This window comes from Pseudomonas sp. SWRI92 (genome assembly GCF_014268685.1).
Taxonomy (GTDB): domain Bacteria; phylum Pseudomonadota; class Gammaproteobacteria; order Pseudomonadales; family Pseudomonadaceae; genus Aquipseudomonas; species Aquipseudomonas marvdashtae.
The window spans coordinates 204,155-219,787 of record NZ_JABWQY010000001.1; the positions used below are offsets into that span (position 1 = coordinate 204,155).

General features: G+C 60.7%; 13 protein-coding genes. 9 read left to right on the top strand and 4 right to left on the bottom strand.

Going from position 1 to position 15,633, the window contains the following annotated elements; translation table 11 throughout:
- The first annotated feature begins 22 nt into the window (after positions 1–22).
- From HU762_RS00835 to HU762_RS00870, 8 genes are all read left to right on the top strand, one after another.
- Positions 23–1,312 (top strand): citrate:proton symporter, encoded by a 1,290-nt coding sequence (locus HU762_RS00835; protein ID WP_186632922.1) that lies wholly within the window; start codon positions 23–25, stop codon positions 1,310–1,312.
- An 85-nt stretch (positions 1,313–1,397) separates the two neighbouring features.
- On the top strand, positions 1,398–2,795 hold the full coding sequence (locus HU762_RS00840; RefSeq protein WP_238340323.1) for an OprD family outer membrane porin: 1,398 nt from the start codon (positions 1,398–1,400) through the stop codon (positions 2,793–2,795).
- 30 nt (positions 2,796–2,825) lie between these two features.
- Entirely contained in the window at positions 2,826–3,833 is a 1,008-nt protein-coding gene (locus HU762_RS00845) for a phosphoglycerate dehydrogenase (RefSeq protein ID WP_186631584.1), read from the top strand.
- Positions 3,830–4,813 (top strand): alpha/beta hydrolase fold domain-containing protein, encoded by a 984-nt coding sequence (locus HU762_RS00850; RefSeq protein ID WP_186631586.1) that lies wholly within the window; start codon positions 3,830–3,832, stop codon positions 4,811–4,813. Before HU762_RS00845 ends, HU762_RS00850 begins: the two co-directional genes overlap by 4 nt.
- On the top strand, positions 4,810–6,078 hold the full coding sequence (locus HU762_RS00855; protein ID WP_186631589.1) for an alpha/beta fold hydrolase: 1,269 nt from the start codon (positions 4,810–4,812) through the stop codon (positions 6,076–6,078). The genes HU762_RS00850 and HU762_RS00855 overlap by 4 nt, the downstream gene beginning before the upstream one ends.
- A 130-nt stretch (positions 6,079–6,208) precedes the next feature.
- A complete protein-coding gene (gene treS / locus HU762_RS00860; RefSeq protein ID WP_186631592.1) occupies positions 6,209–8,275 on the top strand; it encodes a maltose alpha-D-glucosyltransferase in 2,067 nt (688 codons plus the stop codon).
- Positions 8,276–8,402: 127 nt separating this feature from the next.
- Complete coding sequence (locus HU762_RS00865) at positions 8,403–9,098, top strand: hypothetical protein (protein WP_186631595.1); 696 nt, start codon at positions 8,403–8,405, stop codon at positions 9,096–9,098.
- Positions 9,095–10,003, top strand: coding sequence for a hypothetical protein (locus HU762_RS00870; RefSeq protein WP_186631598.1), 909 nt, complete (start codon positions 9,095–9,097; stop codon positions 10,001–10,003). The genes HU762_RS00865 and HU762_RS00870 overlap by 4 nt, the downstream gene beginning before the upstream one ends.
- Positions 10,004–10,033: 30 nt before the next feature.
- Here the strand turns inward: HU762_RS00870 and HU762_RS00875 are convergent, their stop codons facing one another.
- From HU762_RS00875 to HU762_RS00890, 4 genes are all read right to left on the bottom strand, one after another.
- Entirely contained in the window at positions 10,034–10,564 is a 531-nt protein-coding gene (locus HU762_RS00875) for a cupin domain-containing protein (protein WP_186631601.1), read from the bottom strand.
- An 83-nt stretch (positions 10,565–10,647) separates the two neighbouring features.
- Entirely contained in the window at positions 10,648–11,382 is a 735-nt protein-coding gene (locus HU762_RS00880; protein ID WP_186631604.1) for a transporter substrate-binding domain-containing protein, read from the bottom strand.
- A 25-nt stretch (positions 11,383–11,407) separates the two neighbouring features.
- Positions 11,408–12,751, bottom strand: a complete 1,344-nt coding sequence (locus tag HU762_RS00885) for a diguanylate cyclase (protein ID WP_186631606.1) — start codon at positions 12,749–12,751, stop codon at positions 11,408–11,410.
- A gap of 1 nt (position 12,752) precedes the next feature.
- Positions 12,753–13,523: a transporter substrate-binding domain-containing protein gene (locus HU762_RS00890; RefSeq protein WP_186631609.1), complete on the bottom strand. Its 771-nt coding sequence runs from the start codon at positions 13,521–13,523 to the stop codon at positions 12,753–12,755.
- A gap of 232 nt (positions 13,524–13,755) precedes the next feature.
- Between HU762_RS00890 and HU762_RS00895 the strand changes: the two genes are divergently transcribed.
- Positions 13,756–15,492: an OPT family oligopeptide transporter gene (locus HU762_RS00895; RefSeq protein ID WP_186631612.1), complete on the top strand. Its 1,737-nt coding sequence runs from the start codon at positions 13,756–13,758 to the stop codon at positions 15,490–15,492.
- Positions 15,493–15,633 lie beyond the last annotated feature (141 nt).

A 15,633-nucleotide genomic window follows, 5' to 3' on the forward strand; every position in this document is an offset into this window, starting at 1 on the left:
TAAAAACGAGAAGGTGACACGCATGGCTTGGTTAGGTTTCGCAATGGTCGTCACGTTTATGGCATTGATCATAAGCAAGCGACTTTCTGCCGTGACGGCACTCATCCTCGTTCCAGTTGCTTTTGGACTGGCCAGTGGGGCAGGGCCGGAATTGGGTGGCATGGTGATGAACGGCGTGAAACAGGTCGCGCCCACCGCACTGATGTTGATGTTTGCAATCTTGTACTTCGCAATCATGTTCGACGCCGGGCTGTTTGAACCCGTCGTGCGAAAAATCCTCCGCTACGTAGGCAATGATCCGCTTCGCGTGGTGCTGGGCACCGCGCTGCTGGCCACGGTTATTTCTTTCGACGGGGATGGCGCAACGACGGTGTTGATCGTAACGACGGCGTTCCTGCCGCTTTACCTTCGCCTCGGCATGAACCCGCTGATTCTCGCGCTGATGCTTCTGTTGACCAATACCGTGGTCAACCTTATTCCCTGGGGAGGGCCGGTGGCGCGAGCCGCCAGTGCGCTTCATCTTGATGTCGCTGAGCTGTTCCTGGGCTTGGTGCCAGCCATGTTGGCGGGACTGGCCTATGCGTTCGTCGTCGCCTTCTGGATCGGCCGCAAAGAGCGGCGGCGTTTGGGTTGGACGCCCGCGTCCAACGTCGCCACAGAGGCCGACCCCGCACTACCCATCCTGCAATCTGAAACGCATAGGCCTAAGCTTTTCTGGATCAACCTCGCGTTGACCGCGGGGCTCATGTACGCCATGGCGACAGGCCTGGCGCCTTTACCGATGTTGATGATGGTCGGTTTTTCCTTGGCGCTGCTGATCAACTATCCGCGCCTGGCGGAGCAGAAGGCCAGAGTCGCGGCTCACTCGGAAAGTGTCCTGATGGTCATCGCCCTGATATTCGCGTCAGGTGCATTCACCGGGATCTTGTCAGGCACCGGCATGGTCGATGGCATGTCCGAAAAGATCGTGCATTTGATCCCGGAAAGCGGCGGCCAATATTTCAGCATCATCACCGCGCTTGTCGCCTTGCCGCTTAATTTCCTGTTATCCAACGACGCGTTTTTCTTCGGAATCTTGCCCGTGCTCGGGGCCGCCGGCGCCGAATACGGCATCGACCCCATGCACATCGCTCGCGCATCGGTACTGGGTCAGCCGGTGCATGCATTGAGTCCATTGGTCGCGGCGGTTTATTTGATCAGCGGAATCATCAAGCGCGACATGGGCGACATGCAACGCTATTGCCTGCTCTGGGCCATAGGCAGCAGCCTGGTGCTGATTGTTACGGCTGTTATTACCCGGGCAATTATCTGATTCATTGATTCGCTACGCCAAAGTTTAACGGACGCCTTGTTCGCGTCTGCTCACGTCAAAATAAAAATAATAGATGAGGTGGTCGATGAAATCGATTAACGCCGTCGCGATGACGTTCCTGTCAACATTGTTTATGTCTGATCTTTGTCTGTCGGCGACGATCAGTCATCCGGAAAGGTTTCAGCAGGAGGGAAAGTTGAATGCCTATCTTCGCTCGATGTATATCAATACGCGGATATCCAATGACTTGATCGAGGACCGTTTTGGTGGTTTTCCGGATGGCTCGGAGCTAGGCGGGACAGGGGTCGGCGCAATACTGGACTATAACTCCGGTTATTGGGCCGGGGTCGTAGGGTTTGACGCCTCGTTGTATGGCGTGGCGATGATTGATTCAAAAGACAATGGCCGAAACTTGTTTGACGATACCGACGGTACCAACGGCGGTTTCGCAAAAGTTGGGCAGAGTTACTTCAAGTTGCGTTATGAAGGCAACGGTTGGGATGCCGACACTCAAGTCGGCCGGGGCCGATTCGATGCGGGGACATTGGTCACGCTCGATACTCGAATCGTTCCCGGTTCCTACCAGGGTGGCCGCGCCCATTTGAATTTTACCGAGATGGGGATCGGTCCGCTGCCCGGTACGCTAGGGTTTGAAACCGCCTACATCAACCGCACATCCCCTCGGGACAGGGAAGAATTCGAGCACCTGCTGAGCCAGACAGGCGAGGAAATAAAGGATCTCTATACCTATGGCGTCAAGTACGACTTGAAGGCCATCGAGCTTGGTTTCGACCAAGGTGTGTCGCGAGACTTCAATAAGAACACGCGTTATGGGTTGACGCTCAAAGCGCCGCTTGGCGATAAAGCCGGCATCGTGTTCGACACTCAATATTATGAATTCGAAAAAGCCGGGCGGATCTGGGAGCGTGATTGGCAGTCCGGCCAGGCCGCCTATGACGATGATGCGACGTGGCTGAACATCAATGTCGGTTTGTTGCTCGATAAACTTCGCCTGGGTGTTTCATTTTCCGAGACGCACGCGCAGTTGAGCAATGGCCAACTGGGTTACGCCTACTTTGACCACGGCGATAACGTCGACGGAAGAATGGATGCGTGGACACGCTCGGGTAACGATTTTAATAACGATGGCGAACGAACCTGGCAACTAGGCGCCGAATATGACTTGAGCGGGCATTCGTTATTGGGTGCTTCATTGGACGGTTTCAAAGTCATGACTATCTACAAGCAAGGTGAGTTTGACGCCACCGATCCCTTTAGCGGCCGGCGCACGGACGTGACCGAGCGGCAAAATGAATACCGTCTCTATTACCGCTTCGATGAAAAAGAGTACGCGGGACTTTCGGTGGGCTTGATTTATATCGACTACCGAATTGACCAGGACTTCGTTGCACTTATCTCCGCGCAAGCCGACAACGTCGTCAGCGGCTCCGAGGCCCGCGTGTATCTGGATTACGCGTTTTGATCATTGGATACCGATATCGGGAGGCCCGAGATGTTTGAACCTCGCCATAAAGTAGTGGTGACACAGCGATTCTTCGACGCCATGGCTAGCGACTTCCTCAAGAGCCATGGCTGTGAGGTCGTCGTCGCGGAACTGGCTCCGGGGCAAGCCGACGGTGACCTGAGTGAACGCCAGTTGACGGACCTCCTGGCGGATGCCGACGGTTGGATCGTCGGGCACGCGAACATCACGTCCAGCCTGTTGGCTTCGCTCCCGCGCATGCAGGTCATCGCCCGTCGCGGCGTGGGCTACGAGCGGGTCGATACGGCAGCGGTAGCAGCGGCGGGGAAGGTGGCGACCATCGCTATCGGCGGCAACGATGCCAGCGTCGCCGACCACACCGTCGCGCTGATGCTCGCTGTGTGTCGTCAACTCAAGCAGTGCCAACTGGGGTTGGCCGCCAACGACTGGTCGATTCCCCTTGGGGGCGATTTGTACCGTAAAACCGTGGGTGTCATCGGGTTGGGCCGCATTGGCCGGGGCGTCCTGCAGCGCTTGTCCGGCTTTGAGGTCAAGCCGCTGATTTATTCCCCTCGCCCGGGTAGCGCCCAAGACGACGGTTGCTTTGTCGGCCTGGAAACACTGCTCAAGGAAAGCGATTTCATCACCCTGCATGCACCGCTCAATCCTCAAACCCACGGGCTGATCGATGGCCCTGCGTTGGCACTGATGAAGCGCTCCGCAGTGCTGATCAACACCGCGCGCGGCGGATTGGTGCGTGATGCGGATCTACTCGATGCCCTGCGAGAAAAGCGCCTGGCGGGAGCGGGACTCGATGTTTTCGAAAGCGAGTCGGACCCCCAGTTTTCTTCGGTCACTGAACAACTGATCCAGCTCCCGAATGTCGTCGTTACGCCCCATGCCGGGGCGTCCACGGTCGAGGGGCTCAATCGCACCAACCTGATTGCCGCCCAATGCGTTGCAGCCGTCCTGGAAGGCCGCAGCCCGCCCAGCCATTGCGTGATCGCTGACGGACGTCGCTGCGAAGGTCAGCCATGAGTCGCGCTGGAAGCCTGCCGGTGGACACACGGCCGCCGGTTCATGCTGATTTGCTCGCCGTGGCCACGGCGCTGCATGAACAAGGCTTGCTGCCGGTCGTTCAGGGGGATGTGCAAAGCGTCCGTGCGCAACTGGAACGGATCAATACCTGGGCGGCACGCCGCAGCGTGCCGCTGTCCTACGAACGCACCTTGGGGTTCGCCGTCGATGGCCGGACGGTGCCCTGCAAGCTCTATTGGCCGGAAGGCGATGAGACGCCATGCTTGATGTTCTACTGCCATGGCGGTGGATTCCGCCACGGGTCGCTCGCGGGCTGGGACGCGCCGCTGCGCCAGTTGGTGCGCGACAGTGGCCTGGCGGTGCTGTCCATCGACTACGCGTTATCGCCGGAGTATCGCTTTCCGGTCGCATTCAACGAAGTGCTGGCGATCGTCAGCCGGGTCATCAAGCTGGGGACGATCACCGATTGCCCGGTACGCGGTTATGCCTTGGGCGGAGATTCGGCAGGCGCCAACCTCGCCCTGGGCGCTGCCATCGCGCTGCGTGATACGGGAATCGATGCGCTGCGGCAGTTGTTGCTGTTCTACGGCAGCTACTCGCGGGACATGACCTCCGACTCCTGGCAGCGGCTAGGCGGATACGCTGGCCAGAACCTCTCGGTCGAGACGATGAGTGCCTATTGGGCGAGCTACCTGGCCAGTGATGAAGATGACTGGCGCGTGCAGCCGATCATCGCCGACTTGGCGGGCCTCCCACCGGTGCGATTGGTCGTTGGTGAACTGGACCCGTTGCTGGATGAAAACCGCGAACTCGCGAATCGACTGAGAAGCGCGGGCGTGGCGACGAGCCTGCAAGTGCTCGCAAACATGACCCACGGGTTTGTCCGGTTCAACGAGGTGGCCCCCGTCGCGCGCAACGTCATTGCTGCGCAGGGCAGCGCCTTGCGCAAGGCTCTTTCCGGTCAGGCGAAGGGTTCATGAATACTTTCCCAATCGCGTTCCTCACACGAGTCTGCATCGGTGCGTTCGTTGTCGTGACGGCCAATGTCATGGCGGCCGGTACGCTGCCGGTCGGCCCTGCGGCAGGCGATATGACGCTGTCGCCGTTCTATCGCTGGGCGGGGCCGATGCCCGGATTGCCCGGTGCGGTGCTGCGCAGCGAGACCCTGCCGGTGCAGCCGCAGATGCCCGCCGCCGCTCAGGCGTTGCGCCTGCTCTACAGCTCCAACGACTCACGCTGGCACTCCGGCCTCGTTCCGGTCAGCGGGGCGTTGTACCTGCCGGCGGGCAAGCCTCCCGCCGACGGTTGGCCGCTACTGGCCTGGGCCCACGGTACGCTGGGGATCGCCGATGTCTGTGCACCGTCCTGGGCGGGATGGCGCGAGCGTGATTCGGCCTATATCAACCGCTGGCTGGCCCACGGGTTCGCTGTTGTCGCCACCGACTACCAAGGCTTGGGAGGGCCGGGGCCGCATCCCTATACATTCTGGCAAGCCGAGGGACGCTCGGTGCTGGACTCGATCCGCGCCGCCCGGGCAATCAGGCCAGGGCTCATCGCCAAGCGCGTGATCCTCGCCGGACAATCCCAGGGGGCAGGGGCGGCGCTGGGCGCGGCGATCCTCGCTGGCAGCTATGCACCGGAACTCCCCATCTTCGGTGCGGTGCTCACCGCTGCGAACAGTACGTTCCCCCAAGGGCCGATTGCGCTGGCGCCACGCCAGTCCAATACCCTGTTCCTCGCGTTGGCGTCCGGCGCCCTGGGCGACGACGGGCCACGGATAGAGGAAATCCTGACGGACGATGGCCTGGAACTGCTAAGGGTCGCCCGGCAAAGTTGTACCCGGGACATCGCCGCCAAATCCAAGGAATTGCAGATCGGTTCATTTGCCGAGCTTCTGGCCATCGCTCCCGAAGCGTTGACTGCGCTGCGCACCCCGATGACTGATATGCCCCAGGCGTCGGTTGCCTTCCCATTATTCATTGCCACGGGCCAGGCGGATCGAACCATCACGCCAGAGCGCCAGTACGCAGTCGCGGCGGCCTTGTGCGCCGCCGATAACGACGTCACCTGGCGCACCTATGAAGGCCTGGGGCATGACGGCGTGCTCCATGGCTCGTTGGACGATGCCTTTGCCTTTGTCGAGGCCCGGCTCGACGGGGCAGGCCATGGCTCCAATTGCTCCACCCTGCAAAGGCCTGGTCCGCCGGGTGCGAGAAATCCGGACGCGCCGTTCAACGGTGATTGAGCGAGCAATGCGTTTTGTAGATGGATACACGATTGCAACGAATGTCGGTCCAAAGCCTCATATGACTAATAAGCGCCGGCCCTGAGCCCAGGGGCGGTGCGACTTTTTCATCACGACAGGCGATTTTTTTATGACGATGGCTGAGAAAAATCATGTCGACTGGCTGGTCGAACAATCGATGCTTCACGCTGCGAGACAGCGAGCCAAGCTTTACTCGGGGCATGGTCGCTTGTGGCAGCAGCCCTTCGCGCATACCCGTCCTCGCGATGCGTCTGCGCTTTCGTCGGTATGGTTTACCGCGTACCCGGCATCCATCGTCACCCGTGAAAATGGCACGGTGCTCGAGGCGCTGGGAGACGAAACCTTGTGGCATGCGTTGTCGAAAATCGGTATCCAGGGCATTCATAACGGGCCGTTGAAAAGGTCTGGAGGGCTTCAGGGCACCGAGTTCACGCCAACCATCGATGGCAACTTTGACCGCATCAGCTTCGACATCGACCCCGACCTGGGTACCGATGCGCAGCTCCAGGCGTTGACCCGCATGGCCGCCGCGCATAACGCGGTGGTCATCGATGACGTCATCCCGTCCCATACCGGCAAGGGCGCGGATTTCCGCTTGGCGGAGATGGCCTATGAAGACTATCCAGGGCTCTACCACATGGTCGAGATCCGTGAGGAGGACTGGCCGCTGCTGCCCGAAGTCGGGGAGGGGCGCGATGCGCAGAACCTCACCGCGCAGCAAGTGGACGCCCTTCGGGACAAGCACTACATCGTCGGCCAGTTGCAACGGGTGATCTTCTTCGAGCCCGGCGTCAAGGAAACCGATTGGAGCGCGACACCGGTCGTCATGGGCGTCGATGGCAAGCCGCGGCGTTGGGTCTATCTGCATTACTTCAAGGAAGGGCAGCCGTCGTTGAACTGGCTTGACCCGACGTTTGCCGCGCAGCAGATGATCATCGGCGACGCGTTGCACGCCGTAGATGTCATGGGGGCGAAGATCCTCCGTCTGGATGCCAATGGCTTCCTCGGCGTGGAGCGCAAGCTAGATGGTACTGCCTGGTCTGAAAGCCATCCGCTGTCGATTACTGGCAACCAATTGCTCGGCGGTGCGATTCGCAAGGCAGGCGGTTTCAGTTTCCAGGAGCTGAACCTGACCTTGGACGACATTGCTGCCATGTCCCACGGCGGGGCAGACCTGTCCTACGACTTCATCACCCGTCCGGCCTACCAGCATGCGTTGCTGATGGGCGACACGGAATTCCTGCGCTTGATGCTGCGCCAGATGCACGCCTTCGGCATCGACCCGGGATCGCTGATCCACGCGTTGCAGAATCATGACGAACTGACCCTGGAGCTGGTGCATTTCTGGACGTTGCACGCTCACGATACCTACCTGTATCAAGGCCAGACCTTTCCCGGGAGCATCTTGCGCGAGCACATCCGCGAACAGATGTACGAGCGCCTGTCCGGCGAGCATGCGCCCTACAACCTCAAATTCGTCACCAATGGCGTCTCTTGTACGACAGCGAGCATCATCACCGCCGCCTTGGGCATTCGTGACCTCGATGCGATCACGGCGGCCGATATCCAGCAGATCCGCCAGGTCCATCTCCTGCTGGTGATGTTCAACGCCATGCAGCCGGGTGTGTTCGCCTTGTCGGGCTGGGATCTGGTGGGCGCACTGCCGTTGCCGGCGGAACAGGTCGAGCACTTGATGCGCGACGGCGACACGCGCTGGATTCATCGCGGTGCCTACGACCTGGTGGACCTCAACCCGCAAGCACCGTTGTCGGCCGGTGAGATGCCCCGACCGAAAACCTTGTACGGCAGCCTGCCGAGCCAGTTGAAGGATCCGGACTCGTTCGCTTCGCAACTGCGCCGGATCCTGGCCGCGCGCCGCGCCTACGACATCGCCGCCAGCCGCCAGATACTCATACCGGACGTCGAGCATCCGGGGCTGTTGATCATGGTCCATGAGTTGCCGGCCGGCAAAGGCACGCAAATCACCGCGCTGAACTTCGGCTCGACGGCCATCACCGAAACCCTGCACCTGCCCGGTATCGCACCGGGGCCGGTGGTGGACATCATCAACGAGCGGGTCGAAGGGGACCTTACGCCCGAGGGTGAATTCACAATTACGCTGGACGCATTCGAAGGCTTGGCGCTGCGGGTGGTGAGCAGTTCGCCGATGATCTAGGGCGCAGGGAAGCGAGGAAGTGTATGAGAGTTAAAAGGAATCCGGAAAAAGTATCAATGTGCCACTAATGTTATTAGCGTAGCTGCCGACACAGGCAGCATCGTTTTTAATCATAAGGACTTGATGCATGTTTTCTCATACGCTTCGTACCCTGGCAGCATTGACTGTGCTTGCCTGCCTGACGCTCACCGGCTGCGCCCACGTCCAACCCCCGGTACCGCTGGACAAACAGTTCTGGGATGCCAAGGAACCGACCATTGGCGTGGCCATCAACGTGGTACCCGAACCCGTCCTCGCGCTGACCGGCAACCAGGGACTGTTGGACCTGGCCATCAACAAGGGCGTCAACAGCAAGCTCAGCGATAATGTCGAGAAATGGCAGGTGCGTGACCTCAACACATTGCCGGACGCGATTGTCGCCAAGTTGCAAGCCAAGGGTTACAAGGCCAAGCGCATCAACGAGCCGGTGGATCTGAGCAAATACAAGGAAGTGAGTTTCCGCGAAGGCTTCACCGCCCGCGACCTGACACCAATCAAGGCCACCTACGGTGTCGATCGCCTGCTGTTGGTCAACGTGATCGGGACCGGCGCCACCCGTAGTTATTACAGCATCGTGCCGACCAGCGTGCCCATGGCACAGGTGTTTGGGCAGGGCATGGTGGTCGATCTGGCCGATAACAAATTGTTGTGGTTCAAGCCGTTTGCTGTCGTGCAGGCCGCCCAGGGCGAATGGGACGAGCCTGACTATCCTAATCTGACCAACGCCTTTTATCAGGCCATGGACTCGAGCCGCCAGCAAATGATCACGCCGTTCGAACAATGAACCGTGGATTGATGGCGGTCGGCTTGCTCGCCCTGTTGTTGGTGGGGGGATGCGCTCAGAAGCCGGCACCGCAGGCCGGTTTCAAATCGGCGGATGCGGTGTCCTACGTCCAGGCCCATGGCGTCAAGGTGGATCTGCAACTGCCGCAGGCATTTGTCGGTGCCAGCACGGTGGTCGACGCCGAGGCCGCGCAGAAGGCTGCGTCGTCGAGCCATACCCTGGTCGCCAGTTCCGGCAACAGCGCCGGGCTCGCCGGTTTGCTGGTTGCCAGCCTGATCAATACCCAGATGGGCAGCGGCAGCTTGCAGCGCGATGCGGAAAATACCGCCGCCAAGGAATCGCGCCCGCTGGCGGATCTGCTTGCTGGCGTGCCGTTGCAGGAGCGCCTGCAACAGCGCTTCCAGCAGGCGTCGCTGGCGGCCGGCCTCAAGCAGGGGACGGGCGACATCAACGCCCGGCTGGTCATCGAGCCTAAACTGATGCTTACACCTGATCGTGGCAGCTTCGTGCTGATCAATCGGGTGCAGGTCCAGGATATCGCCGGTTCGGCGCTGTATCGAATGCGCATCGAAGTCTCCAGCCAGCCGATCAGGCGCTGCGGCAAGCGTTGCATTGATGACGGCGAGCTGGATCTGGCGCAAGTGACGACAGTGCTCGACGAATGCATTGACGAGTCGATGCGGGTGCTGGCAGCCGACCTGATGTTACCGGCGCCGCCGGAAGCGGCCCAGGAAACCCTGCGTTACGTGCTGGATGGACAGCGCGTGGTCGAGCGCGGTTATCAGCTGGCCAACAACGGCAATTACTGGCGTTATCGCAACCTCTACGGCGCGGTAAAATCGGTGCCGGTGCCCTTCGAAGACGCGCTGACCCAGGAGCAGTTGCAGAAGGTTTACGGTCATTGACCGTGAATCGTTGCCTTGGTCCGCCAAGTGTCAGCGTTGGTCCAGCCAATATCGGTTGACCCCACCCCGCGCGCCGTACACCGGATCCCGCTGAGGAAACGACAGCGTGTCGATATTTGCCAGCTGAGCCTCGCTCGGCGCTTCGCGGCAGATGTCGGCCTGCTGGCCGGGTGGGTATGCGCCTACCACGAGGAAGTCTTCGCTGGAGCCCAGGTTGCAATGCCCGGTACCCGCGGGTAGCAGCAACACATCGCCGGCCTTGACGTCGAGGACTTGTCCACCCGGACCGCCGATCATCAGTCGCGCCTGGCCGCTGGCAACGCCCAATACCTCGTGGCCTTCGGTGTGATAGTGGTGAAAATCATAAATCCCATAGCGCCATTGCGGCGGCCAGCCGTGGCTGCGGAACGTCTCTTCCAGGTGGGCGGCCAGGGCCGAGGCCTGGGCCGAAACTGCGTCACGGTAAACCAACACCGGCAGGCGCGGGTTATTGGGCACCCAGTCATTGCGCTCCAACATCAGGGTCTGGATGGAGTCCGACATGGCGTTCAGTGTGCTCATCGAAAAATCTCCAGGTCTGTGCACCTATAAACTGGACGATGTTTTCGAAGGAGGAGTTCAACCCGGCTGACGGCTACCGCCCGTCAACGTTCCTCCTTCATGATCCGCGCCACTTCGCCTGAAGCCTTGAGCGCTTCGAACGCGCGTTGGGCCTTGGCGACAGTCTCGTCCGGCGTGCTCAGGCTGAAGGCCAGATAAACCCGGTGGGGCTGCTCATCAAGGGCATAGACTTCCTCCAGGGCTTCGAAGTCCACTTGGGCATCTTGGCTCATGAGGCGTGCGGTGTTCTCAGGCATCGGCACGAGCTGGACCTGGCGGTTCAACAGTTTCTGGAAGTTATCGTGATTGTTCGCCGACACGACCAGTCGGCTGAAACCACGTCCCTGCAAATAAACCTGCTTAGCGTCATTTCGTACCACGCCGATGCTGTACTGCTTGGCCTCTTCGAGGCTGCCGACCGTGATGCGTTCACCGCCTCGCAGCTTGTAAAGCCTGCTGGTGGACCGATGTATCTCCCCGACCCACTTGAACAGCTGTTCACGGGCCGGGGTGCGATCCAGCGGAAAGATCAGCACGTTGGGCTCGTGCAGCGCCATTTCATAGGCCCGCGCCCATGGATACAGCGCCATGTGGTGGTCGCTGAGACCGGCCTGCTTCAAGGTTTCCGAGGCGATACGGATACCGGGTCCGACCAGCTTCTCGTCTCGCAGATAGGCGTACAGCGAGTCTTCGGTGACGACCTCGATGGTCTCGGCTTGGCTTTTGAAGCTGATCAAGGCCAGGAGCACGCAAGAGTAGAGCATCAGACGGTGGCGCATAGAGACCTCATGGCTGGCGATGATGTCAGAGGGAAACGCGATTGCGCCCCTGGTGCTTGGCTCGATACAACGCCTGGTCTGCGCGCTGCATCAGTTGATCGAAATGATCCATGGCCTCGGGGTCCAGTTCGGCGACGCCGATGCTCAGCGTGACAAACGGCGAGACCGATGAGCCGCTGTGGGGCAATTCCCGCTCGGCCAGGGCGATGCGCAGCCGTTGAGCCGCGTCGCCAGCCTGTTGTGCATTGATGTTGGGCAGTACGATGACGAACTCCTCGCCACCGATGCGCGCGACCAATTCGCCGGAGCGCCCGAACACGTCACGCAGGGTTTCGGCAATCTGCTGCAAGCACTGGTCGCCGTTCATGTGGCCGTAGGTGTCGTTGTAGATCTTGAAAAAATCCACGTCGCACATGAGCACGGCCAACGGCGTGTGGTGGCGGACCGCGCGGCGAAATTCGATTTCCTTCAGTTCGTCGAAATGGCGACGATTAGCCAGTCCCGTCAAGGCATCGTGACGCGACAAGGCTTCGAGGGCCTGGTTGGCTGCCCGGAGTTCCGCTGTGCGCGCCTCGACCAGTTCAACCAACTGATCGCGGCTGGCGGCGATCGCCAGTTCGTCCGAACGCTGGCGCTCCAGGTGGGCATGCAGATTGTCCTGCAGTTCGTTGACCTGGGATTCGAGCAGGCTCAGTTCGTCCTGGCGGTCCACCGAGCGTTGCAGCTTGAGGTGATGCTTGAGGGTCTGCGGAGCGAGCTCGCCCAAATGCCGGGCGATATGCACCACGTGGATCGTCACCAGGCGATTGAACATGGTCATGACCAGCCCGGCGAGCAGCATCGATTGGATGATCTGCGTGATGACGATGCTGCGCGCTTCGCCCCACAGGCGCTTCCAGAGCAGTTGGTTATCGCCTTCGATGGTCAGCTCACCGACTTTTTCATGGGCTCCGAGATAGGGCTGAGCGATTAGCTGGCGCTGCAGCACCGGTGCCGCGCCCGCGTTGCCGGTGGTGTAGCGATTGCGCTCAATGGTTTCCGGCGAACGGCCGGGCCGCAGGACATTGAGCACTACGCGTCCGACCGGCGCGGCATTCGCGACACTGTTGAGCTGCTTGTCCAGGGATTCGCTGTCCATTTCCCAAATGGCATGGGCCAAGGTGTCCTGGAACACCTGGTCGATCAGGCCAAGCTCGGAATTCATCTCCGCCAAATTGCTTTCCCAGGCCAGCCAGGTGCGCCACGTAACCATTGCCAGGGTAAAAAACAGGCAGAACAACAAGGTCGCCAGCACCAGGCGCCGTCCCAGGGAGCTGAGTGCCTTGGTCGGTGATCGGTGAGAGGAGCCCGGTCCGAAGTTGCTGTCCATCTCATAACCACTTGCGCGCGATGGCGTCGTAGACGCCGTTGCGACGAATGGCCTCCAGGCCGGCGCGGAATTTCTCGACAGTCCGCGCCGGTGTGTTGCGGCTGAACGCCATGTTCAAGCCGTCAGCGCTGCTGAGCTCGGGCAGTGGCAGCGACTTGATCAATACTTTTTCCGGATCTTCGCCATTCTGGCGAGTCAGGTACAAGGCGTTGAGTTCGTTGGAAATCCACAACTCCACATGATCGACCTTGAGCTTGCGGTAGTTATGTTCGTATTTGCTGCTGGACTGCAATTCCTCGCCGATGCGAAAACCCTTCGAGACGAGAAATTGCTCCCCCACGTCCTGATTGACCGTCGCGATCTGGTGACCGTGGGCATCGGCCAGGGAGTTGAGCTTCACCGGCCGTTCGGCCAGCGAGTAGATATACCATTGGGTCGGGGCGATGGCGCCGATCCATTGGAACAGGGATTCGCGCGCGGGAGTGCGGACGATCGAATAGATCAACACGTTGCTTTCATTGAGCGCCAGTTCGTAAGCGCGCGCCCAAGGCATGGGCTGGATCGAAGCCTCGACGCCGATTTCCTTGAGCACGGCCTCGACCACCTCGGTGCTCATGCCCGTCACTCGACCGTTCTGGGTCATGTTATAGGGCGGCAATTCCTCCGTCACAATGCGTAACGGCGGCTCTGCTGCGAGGGCCGATGCCGATCCACCTGCAATCAGGAGCATCAAGGCAACCATCGTCAGTAAACGGTTAAGCTGCAGAACCATTGATCATTACCCTATTCAACCAGCAGAGCCCGGCGAGGCCGGAGGGCCGCCGTCATAAGGGTTATCGGCTGGGTGGGGGACTGCTTGAGCGGGCCTTCAAACGCATGGGGCGGACCGCTCTAGCACGTGGCCGCCAGAACGTATCCCCGGTGAACCTTGCGGCGATACAGCACTCACTTGTCAGGTAGCTGCCTTGGCTGAGCCAACTGTTTTTTGCCGATAAGGAATTCGCATGGATCAAATTTCGAGCCCGCACGTGCGCCCCGTAGAGCGCGAATTCAGCCCGCGCGCGGTGATCACGGGAATCGTGCTTGGCATCCTCCTGACGCCTTCCAATGTCTATGCGGGATTGAAAATCGGCTGGTCGTTCAACATGTCGATCATCGCTTTGCTGGTCGGCTATGGCATCTGGCAGGGCTTGGCCAAGCGCTCGAGCGGACGACTGCCCTGGACGCTGCATGAAAGCAACATCAACCAGACCGTAGCGTCGGCTGCGGCGTCGATCATTTCCGGCGGGCTGGTGGCGCCCATTCCGGCGTATACCTTGCTGACTGGCCAGCAACTGGACGCGGTGCCGATGGTTGCCTGGGTCTTCTCGGTGAGCTTCCTGGGCATCTGGATCGCCTGGTACCTGCGACCGTCACTGCTCAACGACAAGGCACTGAGGTTTCCCGAGGGGATGGCGACCCTGGAAACCCTGCTGCATATCTACAACCATGGCCATGAAGCGGCGACGCGCTTGAGGGTGCTGCTGGGGGCGGCGCTGTTGTCCGGGGTGACCAAATGGGTCGATACCTTTTGGTGGGCCATCCCACGCTGGTCGCCCAGTGTGCCGTTGGAGCGACTGACGTTTACCGCCGATCCTTCACTGCTGCTGGTGGGGTTCGGCGGCATCATCGGCATCCGCGTCGGCTTGACCCTGCTGCTCGGCGCATTGCTGGCGTGGGGCGGGCTGGCGCCATGGTTGCTGGACAATGGCCTGGTGCAGTTGCCGCCCGGCAGCAGTGGCCCGCAGTTCGCGGTGCTGGTGGAATGGTTGCTATGGCCGGGCGTGAGCTTGATGGTTTGCGCGACGTTGGCGTCCCTGGCGATTCGCTTGTGGGCGTTGCACACGTCCACCAAGGCCAGCGGCGGCGCGACCTGGGTGATCCCCAAGGCCGGGCCCGCCGTTGGTTTCCTGTTGGCCATTGTCCTGGTGGTGAGCCTGCAAGCACTTTTGTTCGGCATCAATCCATGGATGGCGCTGCTGACCATTCCCTTGGCCATCTGCCTGGCGGCAGTGGCGGCCCGGGTGGTGGGCGCCACGGGCATTCCGCCGATTGGCGCCATCGGCCAATTGTCCCAGTTGAGCTTTGGCATCGTCGCTCCGGGGCAGGTGCCGATCAATCTGATGAGTGCCAATACCGCCGGCGGATCGGCCGGGCAATGCACGGACTTGATGAACGATTTCAAGGTCGGCCGGGCGATTGGTGCCACGCCACGCAAGCAATTGATGGCCCAGACCCTGGGCATTTTCATCGGCAGTATTGTCGGCGTGCTGGCCTATCTTGCGCTGATTCCAGACCCGCAAACCATGCTGCTCACCGAAGAGTGGCCGGCCCCGGCGGTCGCCACCTGGAAAGCCGTGGCGCAAACCCTGACCCATGGCCTGGACTCCTTGTCAGCCAGCATCCGCTGGGCGATCTTCATCGGCGGCGTTGCCGGTTTGCTGTTGGGCATTCTCGACAGCGTGCTGCCGGCACATCGTGCCCGCTACCTGCCCAGTACGGCAGCCTTGGGCCTGGCCTTTGTCCTGCCGGCCTCGGTGTCGCTGATGATGGCCCTCGGCGCGGTGCTCACCTGGTTGGTGAGCTGCCGCTGGCCGAGCCTCACCGAACGCTTTGCGATTACGGCCGCGGCGGGGTTGATTGCCGGCGAGAGTATCACCGGGGTGGGGGCGTCGTTGTGGGAGATGGTCGGGAATCTCTGAAGGCCCTGTGGCGAGGGGATTTATCCCCGTTGGGCTGCGCAGCGGCCCCCAGACCAGCCGACCCGGTGTGTCAGCAAGATGGAGCTCACTGTTTTAGGGCTGCTACGCAGCCCAGCGGGGATAAATCCCCTCGCCACAGGA